Here is a 25,335-nt window from a genome sequence, read left to right as displayed (position 1 = left end):
CAATACGGGCCGGGATGGCGCCTCAGTTGGCTGAGGCGCTGCCGCCCTGAGGCAGCCACATCTTTTCCAGCTGATAGAATTCACGCACTTCGGGGCGGAAGATATGGACGATCACGTCGCCCGTATCGATCAACACCCAGTCGCCGGCATCCTTGCCTTCGACCTTCGAGGTGAAACCGAATTCCTGCTTGATGCGATCCGTCAGCTTTTCCGCCATGGCCGAGACCTGACGCGTCGACCGACCCGAGGCAATCACCATGTGATCCGCAACAGAAGACTTACCTTGCAGGTTGATCTGCACGACGTCTTCGGCCTTGTCATCGGAAAGTGAGGAAAGGATACGCTCAAGCAGCTTGTCGCTGATTGACTGAGAGTGGGCCATTACGCTGGCCCCGTCTTCGGCGGGCAAACCCGCCTGGGTATGTAGAGACAGGACATAGTCCTCCTTTGCTGCGCGCCGCCAAATCCCCGGCGCTGGGGTACTATTAAGGTAACAAGGGGAATGCAACATTTCAATGAAAGCGCCTCAGAGGTGCCTGACGCACGCTCACTCTTTGGCGAGTTGTTGCGTCTCTGCGTCGTCTTTCAACAAGCGTACTTCACGCTGCGGGAAGGGTAACGAGATGCCCTCGGCCTGAAACGCGTCCCAAAGGGCCAGATAGACATTACCCCGGATATTGGTCAGCCCCTTGGTCGGGTCGCTGATCCAAAACCGCAACAGATAGTCCACGCTGCTGTCCCCGAAACTGGTGATATGGCAGACCGGTTGGTGCTTGCTGCTGGTCAGGACCCGATCCACCGATTTCACCGCACGGATCGCTGTGGCACGGACCAGATGCGGGTCATCGCCATAACTGGTTCCGAAATCCAGATCGAGGCGCACGAACTTGTCCGAATGCGACCAGTTCACCACCTGATTGGTGATCAGATCCTCATTCGGGATCAGGTATTCCCGCCCGTCCCGCGTTACAACCGACACATAGCGCGCACCCAGCGCATTGATCCAACCGAACGTGTCGCCCAGCGAGATCACATCACCCGGTTTGATCGACCGGTCCATCAGGATGATGATGCCCGAGATCAGGTTCGAGACCACTTTCTGCAGCCCGAAACCGATCCCCACACCAATCGCACCGGACAGCAGGGCAATACCGGTTAGATCAAACCCCAGCGTGCGGATCGCGGCCATGAAAACCGCGCCATAAAGCAGGACCTGAATACCCTTTGCCAACAGCACCTGCATCGAGGGCGTGATATCGTCGTTGCTTTTCAGACCCCTCTCGGCTGCGCGGGTGCCCACCCGGGCCAATGTCAGCAGGATACCGATCAGCAGAACGGCCTTTATGATGCCCAGCGCCGAAATGTGCAGATCGCCGATAGAGACCGCAACCCCGTCCAGGAAATCGGCCACATCGTCCGTCAGCCCCAGTGCAGCCAGCGTGGCATAGACCCACATCGACCACTTGAAAATCTGCCGCAAGGTCCGGTTGCGCACCAGCCGCGACACCAAAGCGATGGCCAGCCATGCCGCTGCAAGAGTCGCAAACACGCCAATGATATAGCTGCGCGAAGGCCATGTGACCTGCTGCATGATCAGATACAGCCCCCAGGACAACACAACGAAATACACCAGTGTCAGGCGTCGCATGAACTGAATCAGGATGCGCAGCCGCCACTTTGGCCAACCCGACCGCGCGCGGGCCCATGCCTCCCACCTGCGCTGGGTCAGTAGCTTGAGCAGAAAGGCCAGACCCCACAGGAACAGGATGATAACCAGCTGATACTGGCGCCAGCCCGGCGTCACGATCAGCTCGATCAGGTTTTCAAACTGGGAAGAGAAGGCCGCCACCATGTTGGCGTAAAGCTCGGACAGCGTTTCCGGAATGAGGTCCTGGTTCATAACGCCCAGATTGACCATCCACACGAGGCGTTGCAAGCCCGTGGCCGGATTGAACCTTGATTGACGGCAAACCCCGATATATCTGGTGCGCATGAGACTCAATGTGGCCCAAGAACAGAATCTGGAAGATCGCGCGCGCCTGCGTGAACGGTTCTTTGGGGCTGCCCGCACGGTTCTGGCCCGCCTATCCGCGGCCTAAGCCACCTCGCCAGCTATTTCTCATTACATACGGGGAGAGGACCGATGTCCCCCAAAACACTCTATGACAAGATCTGGGATGCCCATGTCGCCCACGAGGCCGAAGATGGCACCTGCCTGCTGTATATCGACCGCCATCTGGTGCACGAAGTGACCAGCCCGCAGGCGTTCGAAGGCCTGCGCATGGCGGGCCGAAAGGTGCGCGCACCGGAAAAGACGATTGCCGTGCCGGACCACAACGTGCCCACCACGCCGGACCGCGTGAACGGGATCGAAAACCCGGAATCGCGCATTCAGGTCGAAGCGCTGGACAAGAACGCCAAGGATTTCGGCATTCACTATTACCCGGTGCATGACGTCCGTCAGGGCATCGTCCACATCGTTGGCCCTGAACAGGGCTGGACCCTGCCCGGCATGACCGTTGTCTGCGGCGACAGCCATACCGCCACCCACGGCGCGTTCGGCGCACTGGCCCACGGCATCGGCACCTCTGAGGTCGAACACGTTCTGGCCACCCAGACTCTGATCCAGAAGAAGTCCAAGAACATGAAGGTGGAAATCACCGGCAAATTGCAGCCGGGCGTGACCGCCAAGGACATCACTCTGGCCGTAATTGGTGAGACCGGCACGGCCGGCGGCACCGGCTATGTCATCGAATATTGCGGCGAAGCAATCCGTGATCTGTCGATGGAAGGGCGCATGACCGTCTGCAACATGGCCATCGAAGGCGGCGCGCGCGCGGGCCTGATCGCCCCGGATGAAACCACCTTTGAATATGTCAAAGGCCGCCCCCATGCGCCCAAGGGTGCACAATGGGAGGCCGCGATGGACTGGTGGAAAACGCTCTATACAGATGAGGGCGCGCATTTCGACAAGGTCGTGACCCTGCGCGGCGAAGATATCGCCCCTGTCGTAACCTGGGGCACCAGCCCCGAAGACGTGCTGCCGATCACCGCGACCGTCCCGCACCCCGAAGATTTCGAAGGTGGCAAGGTCGATGCGGCCCGTCGATCCATCGAATATATGGGACTGGAAGCCGGTCAGAAGCTGAGCGAAGTCGAGGTCGATACCGTCTTTATCGGGTCCTGCACTAATGGCCGGATCGAGGATCTGCGCGCGGCGGCTGAAATCCTGAAAGGCAAGAAGATCAAGGACGGCATGCGCGCCATGGTCGTACCCGGCTCGGGCCTTGTTCGGGCTCAGGCCGAAGAAGAGGGTCTGGCGGACATCTTCAAAGAGGCCGGGTTTGAATGGCGTCTGGCGGGTTGTTCCATGTGCCTAGCGATGAATCCCGATCAGTTGCAACCGGGCGAGCGCTGTGCCGCGACCTCGAACCGCAACTTCGAAGGGCGACAGGGACGGGGTGGCCGGACCCATCTGCTGAGCCCGGCGATGGCTGCCGCAGCGGCACTCACGGGACGGCTGACAGACGTCCGTGAATTGATGTAAGGTCCGCTCATATCTAGATATTTGAGGGATTGAACAAATGAGTGACTGGATCAAATGGCTCCTGTTGGGGCTTCTGTCCATAGCGTTCGGCATCTTCGTGCTGGGCGCACCTGTAGTGGCCTCCGTCGCGGTGACCGTGGTGACTGGCGTGCTGCTGCTGATCGCGGGGGCGCTGCAGATCGTCGGTGGCTTTACCGTTGAAGGCACCGGCAACAAGATCCTGTCGCTCATCATGGGTGCGGTCATGCTGTTTTTGGGCTGGTCCTTTTTGGATCACCCGCTGCAAGGCACGCTGACGCTGGCGACCGTGATGCTGATCCTGTTCATGGCAGGCGGTATCGCGCGGGTCATTCTGTCGTTCCAGATGAAAGGAACGCAGTTTTTCTGGCCCACGATGATCTCAGGCATCTTGTCGATCGTGCTGGCCGGTATCATCTGGTCTTACGCGGCCGCGGAACCAGCAGCCTTGCTGAGCCTTCTGGGCATCCTGCTGGGCATCGAGATGCTGTTCAACGGGTTCGGCCTGATCTTCATGGCGTTCTTCGTCAAGAACGCACCCAAAGACGAAACGAAAGAAGCTTAAACGCGAGGCACGGGCGCGGCCCTACCCCGCAGGAGTGTAAAGATGGAAAAGTTTGAAAAAGTCCACGGGGTGGCCGCCCCGATGCCGCTGATCAATATCGACACCGATATGATCATTCCCAAAGTGCACCTGAAAACCATCAAACGGTCCGGCCTTGGCGTCGTGCTATTTGACGAGATGCGCTATCACGAGCATGGCGGCGAGAACGAGGATTTCGTTCTGAACAAGCCCGCCTATCGCAACACCGAGATTCTGGTGGCGGGCGACAATTTCGGCTGCGGCTCATCGCGCGAACATGCGCCCTGGGCGATCAAGGATTTCGGCATCAAGGTCGTGATCTCGACCAGCTTCGCCGACATCTTTTTCAACAACTGCTTCAAGAACGGCATCTTGCCCATCGTGGTCGAGGAAGAGCATCACGTGATCCTGATGGAGGACGCGCATAAGGGTGAAAACGCCCGCATGACCGTGCATCTGGAAGATCAGCAGATCACCACCTCGGACGGGGTTGTGATCGAATTCGACATTGACCCGCACCGCAAGCACTGTCTGCTGAACGGTCTGGACGATATCGGCCTGACCATGGAAAAAGACCACCACATCGACAAGTTCGAGGATCACGCAAGTCAGGCCCGCCCCTGGGTATGATTCCGGGGGCGAATCTGTGGATACTCAACCTGACGGGGTCGCAAGTGCGGCCCCGTTCGTATTATTGGGGTTGATCCTTGAAAAACCACAACATCTAGGTATCACATTGAGATACACGCCGGATTTGCGTCCAAAATGATGCAATCCCGCACCAGTTGCGCCATCATTTTGCCCGAAATTAAGTGTTTTCTGCACTCCGGCTTGAGCGAAATACCGCTTATCGTCAATGTTGGCGATATTGAGGTAACCGTCGAAAAGAACGGTGAGCACAAGTTGGAAGCGAAAGCCGACCTGAGAATTCGGCTGCTCCGGTTTGGAAAGGGTTCGGATTGTGATTGCACGCACATCGGGGGCGGCGATACGTGGACTATTGGTGGCACTTATGGTGCTCACCCCTGCGTTATACCTTCCCGCATCGACATCGAACGGGACCGAGATCGTCGTCTTTGTGGCGATTCTTGCCTTCCTTCTGACGTTCTCCGAATACAACTCGGCCTTTCCCAGTTTCATCGAATTCCGCGATGCGCCGCCGGTGAACCGGCTGCGTTTTGTCGGGCTGGTGTCGATGGTCACCTTCCTGACGCTGATCTGCAAGAATGCTTATGACCCCTCAAGCCTGACCAGCCTGTTTTATTCGACCGGTCTGATGGTCGCCAACGTGCTCGATTTCCCCTATTCGCCCGTGCGTCTGGTGGTGCTGATGTTGCCCGCGGATGCAAGTCAGCCTCTGATCGAACTGGTGCGTATCTCGGCCAGCGTCGCTTATGTCGCCGCGCTGGTGACGATTGCCAGCTTTGCATACGCGGTCAAACTGCGCGGCTGGCCCACGGGCAACGGCGCCTTCAACGTCTGGACCAACCTGCCGCTGTTCGACCCCACCAAGGGCGGAGATGTCGTCACCCGGTTGCAGCGCGACGGCCGGCTGAACATCGCCATCGGAGCGCTGCTGCCGTTCCTGATCCCTGCGCTGATCAAACTGCTGGCCGCGTTTGTGACACCGATTGCGCTGGGCAACCCGCAGACGCTGATCTGGACGCTGTGTGCCTGGGCCTTCCTGCCGGCCAGTATGATCATGCGCGGCATGGCAACGCTGCGGATTGCCGGGCTGATCGTAGAAAAACGGCGCGCCTATTCTACCACCGAGGCTGCCCAGATCGCATGATCCGGGCGCTTGTTCTGCTGTTGCTGCCCTTCGCGGCGCAGGCAGATACTTTGCGCATTGCAAGCTATAACACCGAACTTGGCCGCGACGGTCCGGGCCTGCTGCTGCGCGATATTCGGCGCGGCGATGCGCAGGTCCGCGCGGTGGTGCAGGTGCTGACTGAAACCCGGCCCGATATCGTGGCCCTGCAGGGCATCGACTGGGATCTGGAGGGCCATGCGCTTGCCGCGCTGGCAGCGATGTTGGACGAGAACGGGCTGAGCTATCCCTACAGCTTTACGGCAAGGCCCAATTCAGGGCTTGAGACCGATCTTGATCTGGACGGAGACGGTCAGACCGGCGGTCCGGGCGATGCGCAGGGTTGGGGCAGGTTCACCGGCCAGAACGGGTTGGCGGTCCTGTCCCGCTATCCCATCGCCGCGGATAAGGTGCTGTCTTATTCCGAAATCCTGTGGCGCGATCTGCCCGGGGCGATCCTGCCAACGGTCGAGGGCGCGCCGTTTCCATCTGCGCAAGCGCAGGCGATACAGCGGCTATCTTCCACCGCGCATTGGGTGATCCCGATCCAGACGCCGGGCGGGCCGCTGCAGATCATGACCTTCCACGCCAGCCCCCCGGTTTTCGGCGGGCCCGAAGACCGCAACGGGCTCCGCAACCGGGACGAGGTGCGGTTCTGGTCCCTGCTTCTGGACGGCAAACTGGGACCGGCCCCCTTGGGCCGCTTTGTCATTGCGGGGGACGCCAATCTCGACCCGAGCCGTGGCGAGGGCCGCACCGAGGCGATCCGCTCCCTTCTGACCCATCCTCAACTGCAAGACCCCGAACCCATCGATGACGAAGGCTCGGGCGCGACGGTGTTCTGGAAAGGGGTCGGCGAAATGCGGGTGGATTACGTTTTGCCATCGGCAGATTGGCAAGTGCAGGACGCTGGCGTCCATTGGCCTGCGCCGTCTGCCCGCACAGTTGCAGAAACGGCCAGTCGCCATCGACTGGTCTGGGTCGATCTACTGGATCGTTAGACCAGTGCCACACAGAAAAAGGGCCACCGATAGGTGGCCCAATTTCATCACGAGGATCGTCTTTCAAACAGACGCACTTGTTACCCAAACAATGGAAAATCAGGGTGTCGATCCAGGAGGCGTACCCGGAGTCGATGATCCGCCCGTCGGATCAGGCCTGCTGCCCGTGGTCGAGCTTCCGCTAGGATCACGGCCACCGCCCGAAGTCGAACTTCCATCGGGATCGCGGCCACCGCCACCGGTGGAGCTGTCATCTCCGTCCCGCCCTTCACCCGGAGGTGGGCAGGGAATGCCGGTCGACACCTCGACGCAATCATCCGGCGGCGGCGGTGGGGGCGGCGGCGGTGGGGGCGGCGGCGGGATCTGACGACACGGATTGGTTGCATCCGCATCACCCGGGGTCGAGCCGTCCGAGCACCCGACCACATGGCCATATTTGTTAAAAATCGGTTCAGCCTGAACCGGGGCCGGCGCCTCGGTCTGGCTGCAGGCCGCGATAAACGCCAGGCAGCACGTCGCCGACAAAAGTTTTGAGAAGTCTCGCATTCATGTTTCCTTTTAAGCCGGGCCCCCTCTGAGGCAGGCCCCACCACCTTCGAAAAAGGTGCATCAATAACCCATTGTGAAATAACGGAAATGGCCGATGGTTTCTGGGTTGCGCGACTTTAATGCGGAAATATCTGGACAAAAAGCCATCAACCTGCATGAAGATCATGCATATCTGCAGGATTCTGATTGAAAGGCCAGAGCCATGAACTGGGACAACCTTAAGATACTGCTTGCCATCAGCCGCGCGGGGTCCCTGACCGGGGCGGCGCATCTTTTGGATGTGGACGCAACGACCATGGGGCGCAGGCTGACGGCACTGGAACGCGATCTGGGCACCATCCTGTTCATCCGCGCCAAGTCCGGCTTTGTCGCAACCGAGGCGGGAGCCATCGCGATCCGGCGCGCGGAAGAGATCGAGGCCAGTTTCCACTCGATGACCGACGACATCTCGCGTTCGCAATCCGGGGCGGTCGGGACCATGCGGATCATCGGGAACGCATGGACAATGCAGCGATTGGCGTGTGCAGGGATGGATCGTTTCCTTTTGCACAACCCCGGTCTTGACCTGCGTCTGCTGACACGCCCGCCCGCTGCAAAAGTCACCGGCGAGGCCTCGGTTCAGGTCTGGTTCGAAGTGCCGCCGCAATCCGCAGAATATACGATCACATTGGGACAGGTACCGTACGCCGTTTATCGCGCAGCGCGGCTAAAGGCTGACCCGACCAACTGGGTCGCATTCTTCGACGAAGAGGCCAGCCGCCCGATCATCAGCCGCGCCATGGACCGCCTGAGCGCCGAGGCCGATACCATTCGCCTGACCGCGACAGATGCAAGCGTATTGCTGGCGGCTGTCGCCGCTGGGGTGGGCAAGGGGCTGCTGCCGATGTGTCTGGCCGAAGGGCGCGATGATCTGGTCCGCGTCGGACAAGGGCGGCCCGAATTCAGCCGCGCGCTGTACCTTTATCTCAACCCCGACACGGTTGGTTACAAACGTGTGCAAGTCACGGTCGAATGGCTGCGCGCAGCATTTGCGCCAGCCTTTGTCCCGGCAGGTTAGCCGGGGATCAAAGCGCGCCGGTATAGGTGCCCCGCGGCGGGTAATTGTTGGCCAGGGTAAACTTCAACCCGCCGACAATGTCCGACATGGCAGGTCGCGCAAAGGGCGTGGTTTGCTGCCACACATAATACAGGGTCTGGTCCGCGGCGATGTAGAAATGCCCGGGTTCGGCGAACAGATCGGGCTCGGCGCTGCCCTCCCGCGCGACCGAGATATTCAGCCCCCAGACGTCCCGCGCATCGGCCAGCGACAGCCCGTGACCCACCCGCAGTTTCGACACCCCGGCTTTCGCGACCGTTTCAGCCGCGCGCTCGGCTGTATCGGTGGTGATCATGATCACCTCGATCCCCAGCTCGGCAAAGTCATCCAGCGCCGCTTCGACCTCGCCCATCTGGCGAATGCAGATCGGGCAGTGCAGGCCGCGATACTGAATCACCAGCGTGCCGTTTTCGCCTTTGTCGCGCTCAAGATCGAATGTGCCATGGCCCACCGTTTCGATTTTCAGGGATGGGGCTGCGTTTCCGGGTATCAGCATGTGCTTTCCTTGTGGTTTGGTCGGATCGTCTCATTGACCCGATGCTGCGCAAACGCTAGGGCCTGTGCGACAAAACGCAAGGAGACCCTTCATGACCAACCCCTCGCTCCTCATCCTGCCCGGAGACGGAATTGGCCCGGAAGTTATGACCGAAGTGCGCAAAATCATCGACTGGTTCGGTGCAAATCGCGGACTTCAATTTGACGTGAGCGAGGATCTGGTCGGCGGCGCAGCCTACGATGCACATGGCAAACCGCTGTCGGACGAGACTATGGCCAAGGCGCATGAGGCCGATGCCGTTCTGCTGGGTGCCGTGGGTGGCCCGAAATACGACGATCTGGATTTCAGCCTGAAACCCGAACGCGGCCTGCTACGTCTGCGCAAGGAAATGGACCTGTATTCGAACCTGCGCCCGGCCCAGTGCTTTGACGCGCTGGCCGACTTCTCGTCGCTGAAGGCAGACGTGGTTTCGGGGCTCGACATCGTCATCGTGCGCGAGTTGACCTCGGGCGTCTATTTCGGCGAGCCGCGCGGCATCTTTCAGGAAGGCAATGAGCGTGTGGGCATCAACACCCAGCGTTACACCGAATCCGAAATCGAACGCGCCGCGCGCTCGGCCTTTGAACTGGCGATGCGCCGGAGCAAGAAGCTGTGTTCGATGGAGAAGGCCAACGTCATGGAATCGGGCATCCTGTGGCGCGAGGTCGTTGACCGCGTGGCGCTGGATTACCCCGAGGTCGAAGTGACCCATATGTATGCCGACAACGGCGCGATGCAGCTGGTGCGCGCGCCCAAGCAGTTCGACGTGATCGTCACCGACAACCTGTTCGGCGATATCCTATCGGACTGTGCTGCGATGCTGACCGGATCGCTGGGAATGCTGCCCTCGGCGTCGCTGGGTGCTCCGCGCGCCAATGGCCGTCCGCAGGCAATGTACGAGCCGGTGCATGGCTCGGCCCCCGATATCGCAGGTCAGGGCAAAGCCAACCCGATTGCCTGTATCCTCAGCTTTGCCATGGCGCTGCGCTACAGCTTTGATCAGGGTGATGAAGCCGACCGTCTGGAAGCCGCCATCGAGAAGGTTCTGGCCGATGGCGTCCGCACCGCCGATCTGCTGGCGGATGAAGGGGTCGAACCTGTGTCGACCTCTGAAATGGGCGACGCGATCGTGGCCGCTCTGGACGAAAGCCTCTGATTTAAGAAAGGCGGTGCCGGGTGCACCGCCTTTTCTCTGTCAGTTGCCGAAGATGTTGTTCAGCAGATTGTTGATCGCATTTTCAAGACCATTGCCCTTACGGCGCTGCTGACGCGGCTGGGCCGTGCGCACCGGTGGTTCCGGCGACATCATCGGCAGCGGCGTGGGGGTCATCCCTTCGGTCACGCGCAACATGGTCTCTTTCCAGATCTCGGCAGGCAACCCGCCGCCCGTCACACCCGACAGCGGCGTGTTGTCATCATACCCCATCCAGACGCCCGCCACGTAATCGGCCGTAAACCCGATGAACCACGCATCGCGCGCCGCCTGCGTGGTGCCGGTCTTGCCCGCCACCTGCCAACCCGGCAACTGCGCCCGCGCGCCGGTGCCTTGCGAGACCACGCGCTCCATCATCCAGGTCAGCTGCTTGGCAGCTTTATCGTTAATCACCCGCTCACCGATGCCGGTGGTCGTCACCATCACCGGCTCGGTCTCGCCCAGCAGCTTGAGCTCGGTCAGACCGTAAGGCTCCACCGCCGAGCCGCCGTTCAGGATACCCGCATAGGCCCCCGTCATCTCGATCAGCGTGCTTTCCGACGCGCCCAGCGCCAGCGCCGGGCCTTCGGCCAGATCGCTGGCGATGCCAAATTCGCTGGCCACGGTGCGCACATTCTCGAGCCCCGAGATTTCGGCCACCTTCACGGCCGGAATGTTCAGCGAGTTCTTCAGCGCATCCGCCAGCGTCACGCGGCCATAGTATTTTTTGGTGTAGTTCTTCGGACACCACTGGCCCGAGCCGGGAATGTCGACGCAATAGGGCTCGTCCATCACCGTATCCAGCGGGGAATAACCCAGCTCCAGCGCCGTGGCATAGACGAAAGGTTTGAACGACGACCCGGTCTGCCGCAGCGCCTGCGTCGCGCGGTTGAACGCGCCCGATACGCGGGTCTTGCGCCCGCCGACCATGGCCCGGACCGCCCCATCCGCCGACATCACGACGATGGCCGCCTGCGCCTTGGACCCTTCGCGCACCTTTTCCTGAAAGATGAACTGCAGCGCCTCTTCCGCCGATTTCTGCAGCCGCTGGTCCAGCGTGGTGCGGATCACCACGTCTTCGGTGGTGTTGCGGGTGAAAAACTCGGGCCCGCTGGCCATCACCCAATCGGCAAAGTAACCGCCCGCGCGGGCCGCCGCAGCCTCGGACAAGACCGCCGGACGGCTGCGCGCCTCGCTGGCCTGCGCGGCGGTCAGATAGCCCTGATCCTGCATCAACCCAACCACCAGCCGCGCCCGGTCCTGCGAGCGTTGCAGGTTGTTGGTGGGCGCATAGCGTGTCGGCGCGACCAGCAGGCCCGCCAGCATGGCGGCCTCGGCGGGGCTGACCTCGGCGGCGGAAATGCCGAAATACCGCTGGCTGGCCGCCTCGAACCCGCGCGCGCCCGCGCCCAGAAAGGCGCGGTTCAGATAGATGGTCAGGATCTCATCCTTGGAATACTTGACTTCCATCGCCATCGCATAGACGGCCTCTTTCGCCTTGCGCCACAGTGACCCCTGACGGCAATCAGCCTCATACGCGGCCTCGGATTCCCAATCCGCAGGGTCATAGGGCACGCCCAGACACAGCAGCTTGGCCGTCTGCTGGGTGATGGTCGAGCCGCCATGCCCCGACAAGGGCCCGCGCCCTTCGCTCAGGTTGATGCGCACGGCGCTGGCCACGCCCCGCGGGCTGACGCCGAAATGGCGATAGAACCGCTTATCCTCGGTGGCGACCACTGCGTTCTTGAGATGGGGCGAGACGGTGTCCGCCGTGATCACCCCGCCGAATTGATCCCCGCGCCAGGCAAAGACCTTGCCATCGCGGTCCAGCAACGTCACCGACCCGCGCGCCCGCCCGTCCAGCAGCGCATCGACATCGGGCAGCGTGGTATAGACAACCCCCACCGCCAGCGCCAGCAACAGGGCGCAGACCGCGCCCACGCGCCAGGTCACGCCCCAAACCAGCCGCCCGATCCAGCGGAACAGGCGGCGGAAAATGCCACCTCCGCCACCGCCCGACCGGCGGCGCGTCTTGCGGCGCGCGGTCTTGCGCGTGGCCGTCTTGCGCGCGGTCGATTTCTTGCCCGCCGGTTTCGCGCTGCGCTTGGACGCTGCGGGCTTGCGCCCTTTCGAGGGGTATCTTTTATCCGCAACAAGAGGCGTCTTGCGGCGCTTGGACTCAGTCATGCTCAAACTCTGCCCGGTTTGCTTTTGGCGCACCATACCCTGCGGGCGCGGCCATGTAGAGGTGTGAAATTCCGGTATTTCCCCTCTCAGATCAGCCTATTTTTTGATCACGCCCATCAAATTGTGCAAAAAATGTGCAACTTTCCCTGATTTTCCACTGACCCACCCCGCGGAATCGTTCCGCCTGACCCCTGAAATGGGTCTTTTTCTGCAAGTGCGAAATACCGGCTCAACCGGAATAGTAGAGGGAAACGACGTGAAACTGATCATTGCGACAATCAAGCCCTTCAAGCTTGAGGAAGTCCGCGAAGCCCTGACCGAGGCGGGCGTGCGCGGCATGATGGTGACGGAAATCAAGGGCTTCGGCTCGCAATCCGGCCATACCGAGATTTATCGCGGCGCGGAATACGCGGTGAATTTTGTCCCCAAAATCAAGCTGGAGATCGTGGTGCCCGCCACCATGGCCGACCAGATCGTCGAGACCATCACCTCGACCGCCAAGACCGGCAAGATCGGTGACGGCAAGATTTTCGTCCTCGATGTCGAGCAGGCGCTGCGCGTGCGGACCGGGGAAACCAACGAAGAGGCGCTGTGACGCGCCCCCACCCACACTCATATTCGAGGACTTGAAATGAACCTGATGAAATCTCTCATCCCTGCTGCCGCGATTGTCGCGCTGCCGCAGATGGGCCTTGCGCAAGAGGCCGCTGGCGGCGAGACCGCGCAGCACACGCAATATATCCTGACCTCGCTGCTGTTTTTGGTCGGCGGCTTTCTGGTGTTCTGGATGGCAGCCGGTTTCGCCATGCTCGAGGCCGGTCTGGTGCGGTCAAAGAACGTGGCCATGCAGCTGGTCAAGAACATGGGCCTGTTTTCGTTTGCCGCCATCATGTACTGGCTGGTGGGCTTCAACCTGATGTACCCCGGCGATGGCTGGACCATCACCGGCATTCTGGGCGCCTTCTCGCCCACCTCGCTGGAACCGGTTGGTTTGGCGGATACCGAAACCGCGCTGGATTACGCTTCGGTCGGCTCGGACTTCTTCTTCCAGCTGATGTTCTGCGCCACCACCGCGTCGATCGTCTCGGGCACCATGGCCGAGCGCGTCAAGCTGTGGCCCTTCTTCTTCTTCGTGATCGTCCTGACCGGCATCATCTACCCGATCGAGGCCTCGTGGCAGTGGGGTGGCGGCTGGCTGTCAGAGATGGGCTTTAGCGATTTCGCAGGCTCGACTTTGGTCCACGCCGCAGGTGGTTTCGCAGCGCTGGCCGGTGCCATCGTGCTGGGCCCGCGGATCGGCAAGTACAACAAAGAAGGCAAAGTCGTTCCGATCCCCGGTTCGAACCTTGCACTGGCCACGCTGGGTACGTTCATCCTGTGGCTGGGCTGGTTCGGCTTCAACGGCGGCTCGCAGCTGGCGATGGGCACCATCGGTGACATGGCTGATATCAGCCGCATCTTCGCCAACACCAACATGGCCGCCGCTGCCGGTGCCGTTGCCGCGCTGATCCTGACGCAGGTCATGTACGGCAAGGTCGACCTGACCATGGTGCTGAACGGCGCGCTGGCGGGTCTGGTCTCGATCACCGCCGAACCGCTGGCCCCGTCGCTGTTCCAGGCGCTGATCATCGGTGGCATCGGCGGCGTGATCGTGGTCTACACCGTGCCGCTGCTGGACAAGATGAAGATCGACGACGTAGTCGGCGCGATCCCGGTTCACCTGATCGCAGGTTTCTGGGGCACCTTCATCGTGGCATGGACCAACGGTGACGCGAACTTCGTGACCCAGATCATCGGCTTCGCAGCCATCGGGATCTTCGTCTTCGTGGTCAGCTTCATCCTGTTCTCGATCCTCAAGGCCACGGTCGGCCTGCGGGTTGGCGAGGAAGAAGAGATCAACGGTCTGGATATGGGCGAACTGGGTATGGAAGCGTATCCTGAGTTCTCCAAGGGCTAAGGCCCCTAACATAAAAGCAAAAAACCCGGGCGGTTGCGCCCGGGTTTTCTTTATGGGATCGACTTGTTGTCAGACGCCTACGTCGACAATCGCCTTCGCCAAGATCGGCACCGTATTGGCGTTCAGCCCCGCGATGTTCAGGCGGCTGTCGCCGACCATGTAGATGCCGTGATCGACCCGCAGCTTTTCAACCAGTTCCGGCGCGGCCCCAAGGCGCGAGAACATGCCGCGGTGCTGCGCGACAAAGCCGAACCGGTCGGAACCGCTGACGCGTTGCAGTTCATCGGCCAGTTGTTGACGCAGGCCCAGCATCGACAGGCGGACCTCTTCCAGCTCAGCGGCCCAATCGGCGCGCAGAGCGTCGTGGTTCAGGATCGTCGTCACCACCCGCGCGCCGTGATCGGGCGGGAAGGAATAGTTCTGACGGTTCAGAAACGCCAGCGTACCTTGGTTCAGCGCCGTCTGACCAGCATCCGCGCTGACCGCCATCAGCAGGCCGGTACGCTCGCGGTAGACGCCGAAATTCTTTGAACAGGACGCGGCAATCAGGCATTCCTTGACCGACGAGGCCACCAGACGCACCGCCTGCGCATCCTCTTCCAGACCATCGCCAAAGCCCTGATAGGCAATGTCGATCATCGCCACCAGACCCCGGTCGTTGATCACGTTCACGACCTCTTGCCACTGCACCATGTTGAGGTTGGCCCCGGTCGGGTTGTGGCAGCAGCCATGCAGCAGCACCACGTCGCCCGCAGCAGCGGTCTTGAGGTCGGCAATCATGCCGTCGAAATCAACACCGCGGGTTTCGCTGTCGAAATAGCGATAAGGCACGGCTTCCATCCCCAGATAGCTGAGGATCGACAGGTGGTTCGGCCATGTGGGGTTCGACACAAAGACGCGGGCCGAGGGGTTGGCCATGCGGATCATCTCGAACGCCTGACGGCAGGCTCCGGTGCCGCCGGGTGTTGCCACGGCAGCGATATTTGCGCGCGCCACCGACGACCCCAGGATCAGCCCGATCATCGCATCCGCAAAGGCCGGATCGCCAGCCAGCCCGGTATAGGCTTTGGTCTCTTGCTCATCGACCAGACGCCGCTCGGCCGCCTTGACGGCGCGCATCACGAGCGTCACGCCTTCGGCGTTCTTGTAGACGCCGACACCCAGATCAATCTTCTGATCGCGCGGATCATCGCGGTACATCTGCATCAGCATCAGAATCTTGTCGGCTGGCTGCGGTTTGAGATATTCGAACATCAATTCTCTCCGGTTGCGACGGGCAAGGTCGGGAAGGCACCCCATTCCGCCCATGAGCCGTCATAAAGCGAGTGGTCTTTCTTGCCCATGCGCTCGAGCGCAAGGCTGAGGATCGCGGCGGTCACGCCCGACCCGCATGAGGTGATCGCGGGTTTCGACAGATCGACACCGGCGGCCTCGAATATGGTGCGGCAGTCCGCGGGCGATTTCATGGTGCTGTCGGCGTTCAGCAATTGGCCAAAGGGCACGTTGCGCGAACCGGGAATGCGACCCGAACGCAGACCTTCGCGCGGCTCGGGCGCGGACCCGGCAAAGCGGGCGGCGGCCCGGGCGTCGATAATCTCATGATCGCCCAGCTTGGCGGCGGCGGACACCTGCGTCACGTCGCGCACCAGATGGTTCTGCACGCGCACGGTCATGTGGCGGTCGCGGATGACGGGGGGCAAATCCTCGATCGCGCGCCCCTCGGCCTGCCATTTGGGAAAGCCACCATCCAGAACCGCCACGTTGTCCTGCCCCATCAGCCGGAACAGCCACCAGACCCGCGCCGCCGACATCAGGCCCGCGCCATCATAGACCACCACCTGATGTCCGTCGCCCACGCCCATCGCCCGCAGGCGCGACATGAATTTCTCGACCGGAGGCGCCATATGCGGCAGGTCTGACCGGTGGTCCGAGATATCGTCGATATCAAAGAACCGCGCGCCGGGGATGTGGCCCGCATCATATTCAGCCTTCGCATCGCGGTTCTGCGCGGGCAGATACCAGGACCCGTCCAGAACCCTCAGATCGGGGTCCTTGAGATGTGCGGCCAGCCATTCGGTTGAAACAAGGGTTTTCGGATCGTCCTGCATCAAAGCCTCCCCTAAGCGAGCTTGATTTTTCCCTATACGGGCAGGGATACAGGTTCAACCTATTCCGAGGCCCGACGCAGCCGGAAATACTGAATAATTCCGATGAGGCTGATCAGAATCCAGAACCCCTCGATCAGCATCGAGGCAAGATTGAAGTTGTGGACCAGAGAATAGACGATCAGCACCGACCCCAGCAGGTTAACCACCGGAAACGCCAGATCATCAGAATTCATCATCCGCATCTGCGTGGCGAAATAGGCGGCCACAACCACCAGCGCCCCTGCCGAGCCAACCGCATCGGCCCAGGTCAGCGTATCAAGAAATGCGTTCATGCGGTGCCTCTGCGATCTCAGCCAGCCCGGGTTCCGCATAGTGGTGCATGTTCAGGAATGCAGCCCCCTGCGCCCCGGCGCGATAGCCATGCGGCAGATCGGCGGCGAAACGCAACCCCTGCCCGGCCTGCAACGGCACCCAGTCTCCGTTCCGCAGCACCTCGAGCGTGCCGGCCAGCACGAACACTTCCTCGGTGACGCCGGCGGCATGGGCGGGCGAGGTATGGCTCTGGTTCGGCGAGAGGTCGACGTGAAAGGTTTCGGCCCTAAGTGCGGGGTCGAATGGAAACACGATCTTGACCTGAAGGCTGCCGGGAAAGGTCACGGTCTGGAACACACCCGCATCCGCCGGAGCCCGCATCCCAGCGGTGCCGATCAGCGCGCTAAGCGGCAGTTGAAAGCCCTTGGCGATCTTCCACAGCGTCGCGATGGTGGGACTGGATTCGCCGCGCTCGATCTGGCCCAGCATGGCCTTGCTGACCCCGGTCATCTCGGCCACTTTCGACAGGCTCAGCCCCGAGGCCGCCCGCACATCCCTTAATTTCAGCGTCAGCTCATCCGATTCCATACCCGTGCCTTGCGATTTGCCTTGTGCGTTATAACGTACATATGCTACGTGCGCTATAACGTACACACCCAATATCGCAGCTTGGGCAACAGGGGAACAGCATCATGCCACTCTACCGATCCAGAACCTCAACCCATGGCCGAAACATGGCCGGTGCCCGCGGATTGTGGCGCGCGACCGGCATGGGCGACGACGATTTCGGCAAGCCCATCATCGCCATCGTCAACTCGTTCACGCAGTTCGTGCCGGGCCACGTCCACCTGAAGGACCTTGGCCAGATGGTCGCGCGCGAGGTCGAGGCTGCGGGTGGCGTTGCCAAGGAATTCAACACCATCGCCGTGGATGACGGCATCGCCATGGGCCATGACGGGATGCTGTATTCCCTGCCCTCGCGTGAGGTGATCGCGGATTCGGTCGAATACATGGTCAACGCCCATTGCGCCGACGCGATGGTCTGCATCTCGAACTGCGACAAGATCACCCCCGGTATGCTGATGGCCGCCATGCGCCTGAACATCCCGGCGATCTTTGTCTCGGGCGGGCCGATGGAGGCCGGCAAGATCGACATCGAAGATCTGGACGCCAAGAAGATCGACCTTGTGGACGCCATGGTTGCCGCTGCCGACGACCGGTTCACCGACGAGCAAGTCCAGCATATCGAAGAAAACGCCTGCCCCACCTGCGGGTCGTGTTCAGGCATGTTCACCGCGAACTCGATGAATTGTCTGGCCGAGGCGCTGGGTCTGGCGTTGCCGGGCAATGGCTCGACGCTGGCCACCCACTCCGACCGGAAAGAGCTATTCCTCGAAGCCGGTCGCCGCATCGTCGAGATCACCAAGCGGCACTACGATCTGGACGAAAAAGGCTTCCTGCCGCGCGAGATCGCGACGTTTGAAGCCTTCGAGAACGCCATGAGCCTCGACATCGCCATGGGCGGATCGACCAACACCGTGCTGCACCTGCTAGCCATCGCACATGAGGGCGAGGTGCATTTCACCATGTCCGACATGGACGGGCTCAGCCGTCAGGTGCCCTGTTTGTGTAAGGTCGCGCCCAATACCGAGAACGTGCATATGGAAGACGTCCACCGCGCCGGTGGCATCTTCTCGATCCTCGGCGAACTCAGCCGTGCAGGTCTGCTGCACGAGGATTGCAGCACTGTGCATTCAGGGACTATGGGCGAAGCGATTGCCAACTGGGACATCAAGGTCGCCAACAACCCAAAAGCGCAGGACCTGTTCAAGGCCGCGCCGGGTGGCGTCCGCACCACGCAGGCCTTCAGCCAGTCGAACCGGTACAAGGAACTGGACACCGACCGCGAGAGCGGCGTGATCCGCTCCAAGGAGCATGCGTTCAGTCAGGATGGCGGTCTGGCGGTACTGTTCGGCAACATCGCGCGCGACGGCTGTATCGTAAAAACGGCGGGCGTGGATGCGAATATCCTGCAATTCACCGGCTCGGCCTATGTTTGCGAAAGCCAGGATCAGGCGGTCAGCGACATTCTGACCGGCAAGGTGAAAGAGGGCGACGTGGTGGTCATCCGTTACGAAGGCCCGCGCGGCGGGCCGGGAATGCAGGAGATGCTGTACCCGACCTCATATCTGAAATCCAAGGGCCTGGGCAAAGCCTGCGCGCTTCTGACCGACGGGCGGTTCTCGGGCGGCACCTCGGGGCTGTCGATCGGCCATGTCTCACCCGAGGCGGCCGAAGGTGGCGAGATCGGGCTGGTGCAAACCGGCGACCGGATCGAGATCGACATTCCCAACCGCAGCATCCATCTGGCCGTATCGGATGAGGAACTGGCCGCCCGGCGCGAGGAACAGGACGAGAAAGGCTGGCACCCCGCCGCGCCGCGCAAACGCAAAGTGTCCACGGCGCTGAAAGCCTATGCCAAGCTGACCACCAGCGCTGCCAAAGGTGCGGTCCGTCAGGTTTAGAAGCAAAGTGGGGACACTCCCGCACCCGCTACGTGCCATCGGCTCCGCCGATACCCCTTGCGGCTTTGGGCCCGGCGCCGCGCAAAGCGCGGTGCCGGGCCCAACCAGAGGAGATGTTTCGCAAGAAACATTGACAATGGGCGGGAGAACCTCTGCCCCTGTTCAGTCGCCCAGCTTGGCGTGAATCTCGTCCAGATCGATCTCGGCAATCGGCATCTTGTTCGCCGGGTTTTCGAAATCGTATTTGAACAGCTCAAAATCCTGCTTGTAGATTTCATAGACCAGATGCATCGACAGATCGTCGAAATAGTCTTCGACCGGGTGCGCGCGTTTGGGTCCGTGGCCCTCGGATTCGTTGAAGCGTGGAATCTCGGACAGGGTTACGGGGTGCGCGGTTTCAAGGCTGTCCAGCACATCCTGCATCCCGTCATTGAATTTCTCGGTCCAGAAGATGTGGTCGTACTGACCACCATTCGCGATCAGGGTCGAGACATGACCCGACATGGCTGACCAGTGAATATCCGGGTCCATCGGACGCCGCCAGCGGATGGTATCGCGCGCAAACAGCAAAAACCTGCGGAAACTGGCGATCTGGTCGAATTCGCCCTTGCCGTCATCTCCGCCCACTTCGATCCCGTAATTGTAGACCAGCGTCGGCACGAGGTTTCCGCGATAGCGTTTGCCGTTGCGTTGGATGCCGCAGATCTTGTCGAAGAAGGAACTCAGAATCCGCGTATAGGGATTGCGCACACAGGTGAAGGTGTAAGATCCGTGCGACTTCACATTCCGCGCAATCGGGTCCTGACTGGCCCCAAAGGCCCATTTGTGCATCCCGTCGGTGGCGTCATGAATATCGCCATCGAAAAACTGGCCATGATCCGAGTAATACATGATCTGACCAATGGTCGAACAGGCGCATTTGGGCACCACGCGGTACACCATGCTTTCGCTTTCGGTCATCCATGTTCCGGGAAAACCCATCTGCTGCGCCTCCTTGGCCGGGTATCCGAGTGATACCTCGGCTTATTGGCCCAAAGAACCAAAAATATTCTGTTTATTCAATCGCTCATCCTCAGTATCACGGTTGCAAACGGGCAGAAACGGAAATTGCGGAACACCGATGGCAAAGATTGCCTATATCCTGCTGTGTCACAAAGACCCTGACGCGATCATCGAACAGGCCGGGCTACTGACGGCGGCGGGCGATTGCATGGCGATCCATTTCGACGCCCGCGCCAGCGCGGCGGCCTATACGCGCATCCGCGAGGCCCTGAAGGACAACCCGAACGTCACCTTTGCCCACAAGCGCATCAAATGCGGCTGGGGCGAGTGGTCTCTGGTTCAGGCCACGCTGAACGCACTGCAGGCAGCGGTTCAGGCCTTTCCCCGCGCCACCCATTTCTACATGCTTTCGGGCGATTGCATGGCGATCAAGACAGCGGAATATGCGCATCGCTTTCTGGATGAGCACGACGTGGATTTCATCGAAAGCCATGACTTCTTTGAAAGCAACTGGATCAAGACCGGCATGAAAAAAGACCGGCTGATCTATCGCCATTATTTCAACGAACGCACACAATCACGGCTGTTCTACACCTCTTACGAGGCCCAAAAGCGCTTTGGCCTGACGCGCGAGATTCCGGCAGACCTGCAAATCATGATCGGCAGCCAGTGGTGGTGCCTGCGCCGCCGCACCGTCGAGATGATCCTGGACCTGCTGCGCCAGCGCCGGGACGTGATCCGGTTCTTTTCGACCACGTGGATTCCGGATGAGACGTTCTTTCAAACCCTCGTCCGCCACCTGATCCCACGGCAGGAAATCGACAACCGCACGCTCACGTTCTTGATGTTCTCGGACTATGGGATGCCGGTCACCTTCTACAATGATCACTATGACATGCTGCTGGGGCAGGATTACCTGTTCGCACGCAAAATCAGCCCCGGCGCGCATGAGCTCAAGCAGCGTCTAGGTCAGCTATACGCCAGCGAAGGGGTCAGCTTTGATATCTCGGGCGAGGGGCGCAACCTCTATCACTTCCTGACGGGGCGCGGGCGGGTCGGGCGGCGTTTCGGGCAGCGGTTCTGGGAGGCCGGGAATACGCTGGGCCCGAACCGTCAGGTGCTGCTGATCGTCTGCAAGAAATGGCACGTGGCCAAGCGGCTGGTGGATCAGATCGCGTCCGAGACCGACACTCCGTGCATCGAATATATCTTTGACGAACAGGACACGCCCCTGCCCGATCTGGGCGGTATCGAGACCACACTGAAGAAACGTTCGCGCCACCGGCGCGCGGTGGTGCGGATGCTGTTCGATCACTTTGGCGCGGACCGGCTGGTGCTGTGCCTCGACCCATCCAATCTGGGGGTGATCGAGGATTTCTGCGCCGATCAGGCCCAGACGCGTATTCTTGAAATCGAGTGCGACTATTCCGACGACTACCTGAAAGGCCACGCCCATCGGGTGGGGCTGGCGGGGCAGAACAGCCCGGATGCGTCAGTCACGCGCCTGCTGCCGACTCTGCGCAATGCTTTGGCATATGACTCGGAACTGATCAGAGGCACCAAGCATGATGGATTGTTCCATTTGCGCGAGGCTGCGAATCGCGCTGATAACGAGGCCGCCATTGCCGCATTTCTGGACCTCAGCGCCGAGCAGGCGCGCGCGGTGATGCAACTGGATTACCTGTTCGCCGACTGAACCCGGCAGCGCGCTGGGCGCTGCCGGAGAGATGCCTTAGATATCGAACTTCACACCCTGCGCCAGCGGCAGCTCGGCGGAGTAGTTCACCGTATTGGTCTGACGCCGCATATAGGCCTTCCAAGCGTCCGAACCGCTTTCGCGCCCGCCACCGGTTTCCTTTTCACCGCCAAACGCACCACCAATCTCGGCCCCCGAGGGGCCAATATTGACGTTGGCAATACCACAATCCGACCCAGCTGCGGTCAGGAACTGTTCCGCCTCGCGCATGTTCAGCGTGAACACGCAGGACGACAGGCCCTGTGGCACATCATTCTGAATGTCGATCGCCTCGGCGAAATCATCATAGCCTATGACATAGAGGATCGGGGCAAAGGTCTCGGTCTTCACGGTCGCGGTCTGGCCCGGCATCTCGACGATGGCCGGCTCCATATAGACACCACCCGGCACGCCCTCAGTCACACGATTGCCGCCGAACACAGTGCCGCCCTCGGCCTTCGCCGCCTCAAGCGCTGCGGTCATGGCATTGCCCGAGGCTTCATCCACCAGCGGCCCGACCAGCGTGCCCTCGGCCAGCGGATCACCGATGGGCAGGCCCGCATAAGCCTTTTTCAGACGCGCCACCAGTTCCTCACGGATCGAGTTATGCACGATCAGACGGCGCAGCGTGGTACACCGCTGACCCGCTGTGCCAACGGCCGAGAACACAATCGCCCGCACCGCCATTTCCAGATCCGCCGAGGGGCCAACGATCATCGCGTTGTTGCCGCCCAACTCCAGAATGCACTTACCAAACCGCTGCGCCACAATCGGCGCAACCGCGCGGCCCATGCGGGTCGAGCCGGTGGCCGAGATCACGGGCACATCCTCGCTGGCGACCAGCGCCTCACCCAGCGCGGCGCCGCCGATCAGGGTCTGCAACAGACCCTCGGGCGCATCGCCGAACCGGGCCAGTGCGCGCTCAAAAATCTTCTGGCAGGCCATCGCGGTGAGCGGCGTCTTCTCGGACGGTTTCCAGATCACCGGATCGCCGCAAACCAGCGCCAGCGCCGCGTTCCACGACCACACCGCCACGGGGAAGTTGAAGGCCGAAATCACGCCCACCGGCCCCGCCGGGTGCCATGTCTCCATCATCCGGTGACCGGGACGTTCAGACGCAATGGTCAGACCATAGAGCTGCCGCGACAGGCCCACGGCGAAATCGCAGATGTCGATCATCTCCTGCACTTCGCCCAGACCTTCCGAGGTGATCTTGCCCGCTTCCCAGCTGACCAGCGCCCCCAGCTCATCCTTGGCGGCGCGCAGTTCTTCGCCCAACAGCCGGATCAGCTCGCCCCGCTGAGGCGCAGGCACAACACGCCACGCTTTGAACGCCGCCTGCGCACGGGCAAAGACCGCCTCCATCTCGGCCACGGGCGTCTCATGCACCTCGGCCAGCAGGCCACCATCGATCGGAGACGTCACGCGCAGCGTGCCCCCGGTCAGCTCAGCCGCCGTCAGGTCCAGTTTCGCCAGAGTTGCTTCTGCAGTCATCACGATGTCTTTCATATCTCAGGCCGCCTTATTCTGTTCGGTTACGTCACCGGCGCGATAAAGCCGGCCAAATTCGGTGTTCAGGAAATCCGCAAGCTTCACCTGTTCCTGCCGGACAAACCCTTTCGAGGGCAGCGCCCCGGTCCGCATCAGATCCACAACACCCAGCACACCCGCCGCAGTGGTGATCTGGATCGCGCTCCAGACCTGACCATCAATGGTGCGGGCAAAGGACTTGTTGATCAGGGATTTCTCGCGCAGCGTGCCATCGACCATGCCCTTGGCGGTGCAGTAGACCAGAACGACGTCCTGATCGGTGCGCGGCAGCGCGGTCTCAAAAATCTCTTTTAGCAGATCACGGCGACGTTCCAGCCCCAGATCGTTCAAGAGCAGGCGCAGGATATCGCGATGCCCCGGATACCGGATCGAGCGATAGGACACCGCCCGCGCCTTCCCATCCAACGTCTCGGGCAGCGTACCCAACCCGCCCGAGGTGTTGAAACATTCATACTCCACCCCGTCATGGCCGATCAGTTCGTAATCTTCCAAGGGCGCGGTCTTGACCCGCTCACCGTTCACGATGGCATCGCAGGGGTTGCAGTATTCGTTAATCAGCCCGTCGGTCGACCATGTCAGATTGTATTTCAACGCATTGGTCGGATAGAGCGGCAGGGCCCCCACCCGCATATGCAAGCTGTCGATCTCATCAAACTCAGCCGCCAAAGCCGCACCGGCAATGCCAACAAACCCGGGCGCCAGACCACATTGCGGCATGAACGCGGTCGCGCTGTCCTGCGCCAGATCGCGCACCGCATTGGTGGCCGCCACGTCCTCGGTCAGATCGAAGTAATGCGCCCCAACGGCCTTCGCCGCCCCCGCAATCGCCGGTGTCAGAAAAAACGGAGCCGCAGAGATCACCGCATCGAACCCGGCAAGTCCTTGCTCAAGCCCTTTTGGGTCCGTTGCATCGATCTGCCGAGTGGGAATCCCCCGCTTTTTGAAGGCCGCCAAAGCAACCAGGTCGTGATCCGCAACCGTGACCGAATAATGGGCCGATGATTTCAGCAGGGTGGCGATCATCTGACCGATCTTCCCTGCTCCGACTACGCAAACATTCCAGTTCAAAACGCGCCTCCATATCTTGTTTGTTACAAGTATGAGCTGCGTTTTGTCCGCGCAGGAGGGCTTATCTTGACGAAAACGACGCCAAATACGTCATTATAACTGCTTCTTCGTCATTTCGCATTGCAGCCGCGTGTTGGTGACATAACACTTGAAACCGAAGGCTCATCCCCGTTTCAGACGCCGCCCCCCCTCAAGGCAGATCGCGTCCGCTTCTTCGACGCTCATGGTGGCCGGACGGTCAATCGATCGATCCCAAAGAACGCGGAATGCGCCGTCTTTCGGCGGCGTTTGTTTGAACGTTGCGCTGACAGTCCGGTGGACTGTTTATAGATCGAACGGGCTGTACTGAGATTTTCTGACGCTGGTTGCGGGAGTAGGATTTGAACCTACGACCTTCAGGTTATGAGCCTGACGAGCTACCGGGCTGCTCCATCCCGCGACACTTTTGGTTGGTCTACCGCCTATTCGGCTACTTGAGACCGGGTCGTGTTCGTTTCATCGTGTTAGAGAGGTTGAGTGGGCTTTTACTAGGTTTGGCGGTGACCTACTCTCCCGGGGC

Annotated in this window: 25 protein-coding genes and 1 tRNA gene; 12 read left to right on the top strand and 14 right to left on the bottom strand. The window is 60.9% G+C overall.

Going from position 1 to position 25,335, the window contains the following annotated elements; all coding sequences use genetic code 11:
- Positions 1-22: 22 nt before the first annotated feature.
- Entirely contained in the window at positions 23-382 is a 360-nt protein-coding gene (gene rsfS / locus ACR1XV_RS11875) for a ribosome silencing factor (protein WP_058276550.1), read from the bottom strand.
- Between the two features lie 165 nt (positions 383-547).
- A complete protein-coding gene (locus ACR1XV_RS11870; RefSeq protein ID WP_480532059.1) occupies positions 548-1,918 on the bottom strand; it encodes a mechanosensitive ion channel family protein in 1,371 nt (456 codons plus the stop codon).
- An 85-nt stretch (positions 1,919-2,003) separates the two neighbouring features.
- Here ACR1XV_RS11870 and ACR1XV_RS11865 point away from each other — a divergent pair, with 85 nt between their 5' ends.
- From ACR1XV_RS11865 to leuD, 4 genes are read left to right on the top strand one after another with little or no spacing between them, the layout of a single operon-like run.
- Complete coding sequence (locus ACR1XV_RS11865) at positions 2,004-2,099, top strand: isopropylmalate isomerase (protein WP_260023663.1); 96 nt, start codon at positions 2,004-2,006, stop codon at positions 2,097-2,099.
- 44 nt (positions 2,100-2,143) lie between these two features.
- Positions 2,144-3,547 (top strand): 3-isopropylmalate dehydratase large subunit, encoded by a 1,404-nt coding sequence (leuC, locus tag ACR1XV_RS11860; RefSeq protein ID WP_480531526.1) that lies wholly within the window; start codon positions 2,144-2,146, stop codon positions 3,545-3,547.
- Between the two features lie 37 nt (positions 3,548-3,584).
- A complete protein-coding gene (locus tag ACR1XV_RS11855) occupies positions 3,585-4,130 on the top strand; it encodes an HdeD family acid-resistance protein (protein ID WP_480531524.1) in 546 nt (181 codons plus the stop codon).
- A 42-nt stretch (positions 4,131-4,172) separates the two neighbouring features.
- Entirely contained in the window at positions 4,173-4,778 is a 606-nt protein-coding gene (gene leuD / locus ACR1XV_RS11850) for a 3-isopropylmalate dehydratase small subunit (RefSeq protein WP_480531522.1), read from the top strand.
- Positions 4,779-4,802: 24 nt separating this feature from the next.
- Here the strand turns inward: leuD and ACR1XV_RS11845 are convergent, their stop codons facing one another.
- Positions 4,803-5,171: a hypothetical protein gene (locus ACR1XV_RS11845; protein ID WP_480531520.1), complete on the bottom strand. Its 369-nt coding sequence runs from the start codon at positions 5,169-5,171 to the stop codon at positions 4,803-4,805.
- On the opposite strand from ACR1XV_RS11845, the gene ACR1XV_RS11840 reads away from it, so the two are divergent.
- Positions 5,161-5,940, top strand: coding sequence for a hypothetical protein (locus ACR1XV_RS11840; RefSeq protein ID WP_480531518.1), 780 nt, complete (start codon positions 5,161-5,163; stop codon positions 5,938-5,940). The two genes, ACR1XV_RS11845 and ACR1XV_RS11840, sit on opposite strands and share 11 nt — an antisense overlap.
- Positions 5,937-6,959, top strand: coding sequence for an endonuclease/exonuclease/phosphatase family protein (locus tag ACR1XV_RS11835; RefSeq protein WP_480531516.1), 1,023 nt, complete (start codon positions 5,937-5,939; stop codon positions 6,957-6,959). Before ACR1XV_RS11840 ends, ACR1XV_RS11835 begins: the two co-directional genes overlap by 4 nt.
- A 99-nt stretch (positions 6,960-7,058) precedes the next feature.
- Here the strand turns inward: ACR1XV_RS11835 and ACR1XV_RS11830 are convergent, their stop codons facing one another.
- Positions 7,059-7,505, bottom strand: coding sequence for a hypothetical protein (locus ACR1XV_RS11830; protein ID WP_480531514.1), 447 nt, complete (start codon positions 7,503-7,505; stop codon positions 7,059-7,061).
- A gap of 205 nt (positions 7,506-7,710) precedes the next feature.
- On the opposite strand from ACR1XV_RS11830, the gene ACR1XV_RS11825 reads away from it, so the two are divergent.
- Positions 7,711-8,565, top strand: coding sequence for a LysR family transcriptional regulator (locus tag ACR1XV_RS11825; RefSeq protein ID WP_480531512.1), 855 nt, complete (start codon positions 7,711-7,713; stop codon positions 8,563-8,565).
- A gap of 7 nt (positions 8,566-8,572) precedes the next feature.
- On the opposite strand, the gene ACR1XV_RS11820 is transcribed toward ACR1XV_RS11825, so the two are convergent.
- Positions 8,573-9,100 carry a redoxin domain-containing protein gene (locus tag ACR1XV_RS11820; protein ID WP_480531510.1) on the bottom strand — a complete coding sequence of 176 codons (528 nt, stop codon included), beginning with the start codon at positions 9,098-9,100 and terminating at the stop codon, positions 8,573-8,575.
- Between the two features lie 91 nt (positions 9,101-9,191).
- On the opposite strand from ACR1XV_RS11820, the gene leuB reads away from it, so the two are divergent.
- Positions 9,192-10,295, top strand: coding sequence for a 3-isopropylmalate dehydrogenase (leuB, locus tag ACR1XV_RS11815; RefSeq protein WP_480531503.1), 1,104 nt, complete (start codon positions 9,192-9,194; stop codon positions 10,293-10,295).
- Between the two features lie 39 nt (positions 10,296-10,334).
- On the opposite strand, the gene ACR1XV_RS11810 is transcribed toward leuB, so the two are convergent.
- Positions 10,335-12,518 carry a transglycosylase domain-containing protein gene (locus ACR1XV_RS11810; RefSeq protein ID WP_480531501.1) on the bottom strand — a complete coding sequence of 728 codons (2,184 nt, stop codon included), beginning with the start codon at positions 12,516-12,518 and terminating at the stop codon, positions 10,335-10,337.
- 256 nt (positions 12,519-12,774) lie between these two features.
- Between ACR1XV_RS11810 and ACR1XV_RS11805 the strand changes: the two genes are divergently transcribed.
- The gene (locus tag ACR1XV_RS11805; protein ID WP_480531499.1) at positions 12,775-13,113 is read left to right on the top strand and encodes a P-II family nitrogen regulator; all 339 of its coding nucleotides are present in this window, start codon (positions 12,775-12,777) and stop codon (positions 13,111-13,113) included.
- A gap of 36 nt (positions 13,114-13,149) precedes the next feature.
- Positions 13,150-14,475 (top strand): ammonium transporter, encoded by a 1,326-nt coding sequence (locus ACR1XV_RS11800; protein WP_480531497.1) that lies wholly within the window; start codon positions 13,150-13,152, stop codon positions 14,473-14,475.
- A gap of 69 nt (positions 14,476-14,544) precedes the next feature.
- Here ACR1XV_RS11800 and ACR1XV_RS11795 read toward each other — a convergent pair whose 3' ends face one another.
- From ACR1XV_RS11795 to ACR1XV_RS11780, 4 genes are read right to left on the bottom strand one after another with little or no spacing between them, the layout of a single operon-like run.
- Entirely contained in the window at positions 14,545-15,729 is a 1,185-nt protein-coding gene (locus ACR1XV_RS11795; RefSeq protein ID WP_480531495.1) for an amino acid aminotransferase, read from the bottom strand.
- On the bottom strand, positions 15,729-16,583 hold the full coding sequence (gene sseA / locus ACR1XV_RS11790) for a 3-mercaptopyruvate sulfurtransferase (RefSeq protein ID WP_480531493.1): 855 nt from the start codon (positions 16,581-16,583) through the stop codon (positions 15,729-15,731). Before sseA ends, ACR1XV_RS11795 begins: the two co-directional genes overlap by 1 nt.
- 59 nt (positions 16,584-16,642) lie before the next feature.
- Positions 16,643-16,915, bottom strand: coding sequence for a CBU_0592 family membrane protein (locus tag ACR1XV_RS11785; protein WP_480531491.1), 273 nt, complete (start codon positions 16,913-16,915; stop codon positions 16,643-16,645).
- The gene (locus tag ACR1XV_RS11780; RefSeq protein ID WP_480531489.1) at positions 16,899-17,483 is read right to left on the bottom strand and encodes a helix-turn-helix domain-containing protein; all 585 of its coding nucleotides are present in this window, start codon (positions 17,481-17,483) and stop codon (positions 16,899-16,901) included. Before ACR1XV_RS11780 ends, ACR1XV_RS11785 begins: the two co-directional genes overlap by 17 nt.
- Positions 17,484-17,587: 104 nt before the next feature.
- Here ACR1XV_RS11780 and ilvD point away from each other — a divergent pair, with 104 nt between their 5' ends.
- The gene (gene ilvD / locus ACR1XV_RS11775) at positions 17,588-19,420 is read left to right on the top strand and encodes a dihydroxy-acid dehydratase (RefSeq protein WP_480531487.1); all 1,833 of its coding nucleotides are present in this window, start codon (positions 17,588-17,590) and stop codon (positions 19,418-19,420) included.
- A gap of 162 nt (positions 19,421-19,582) precedes the next feature.
- On the opposite strand, the gene ACR1XV_RS11770 is transcribed toward ilvD, so the two are convergent.
- Entirely contained in the window at positions 19,583-20,401 is an 819-nt protein-coding gene (locus tag ACR1XV_RS11770) for a sulfotransferase family protein (RefSeq protein WP_480531485.1), read from the bottom strand.
- Positions 20,402-20,540: 139 nt separating this feature from the next.
- On the opposite strand from ACR1XV_RS11770, the gene ACR1XV_RS11765 reads away from it, so the two are divergent.
- The gene (locus ACR1XV_RS11765; RefSeq protein WP_480531483.1) at positions 20,541-22,118 is read left to right on the top strand and encodes a DUF5928 domain-containing protein; all 1,578 of its coding nucleotides are present in this window, start codon (positions 20,541-20,543) and stop codon (positions 22,116-22,118) included.
- A gap of 36 nt (positions 22,119-22,154) precedes the next feature.
- Here ACR1XV_RS11765 and amaB read toward each other — a convergent pair whose 3' ends face one another.
- The 3 genes from amaB to ACR1XV_RS11750 all read right to left on the bottom strand — a co-directional run bounded on the left by amaB (position 22,155) and on the right by ACR1XV_RS11750 (position 25,215).
- Positions 22,155-23,651 carry an L-piperidine-6-carboxylate dehydrogenase gene (amaB, locus tag ACR1XV_RS11760; RefSeq protein ID WP_480531481.1) on the bottom strand — a complete coding sequence of 499 codons (1,497 nt, stop codon included), beginning with the start codon at positions 23,649-23,651 and terminating at the stop codon, positions 22,155-22,157.
- Between the two features lie 18 nt (positions 23,652-23,669).
- Complete coding sequence (locus ACR1XV_RS11755; protein WP_480531479.1) at positions 23,670-24,776, bottom strand: saccharopine dehydrogenase family protein; 1,107 nt, start codon at positions 24,774-24,776, stop codon at positions 23,670-23,672.
- A gap of 362 nt (positions 24,777-25,138) precedes the next feature.
- Positions 25,139-25,215: transfer RNA gene (locus tag ACR1XV_RS11750), tRNA-Met, on the bottom strand.
- Between the last annotated feature and the right edge of the window lie 120 nt (positions 25,216-25,335).

It is taken from the genome of Ruegeria sp. AD2(2025) (genome assembly GCF_056542385.1).
The sequence above is the reverse complement of the archived record's forward strand: the minus strand, read 5'-3'. Positions and strand labels throughout refer to the sequence as shown.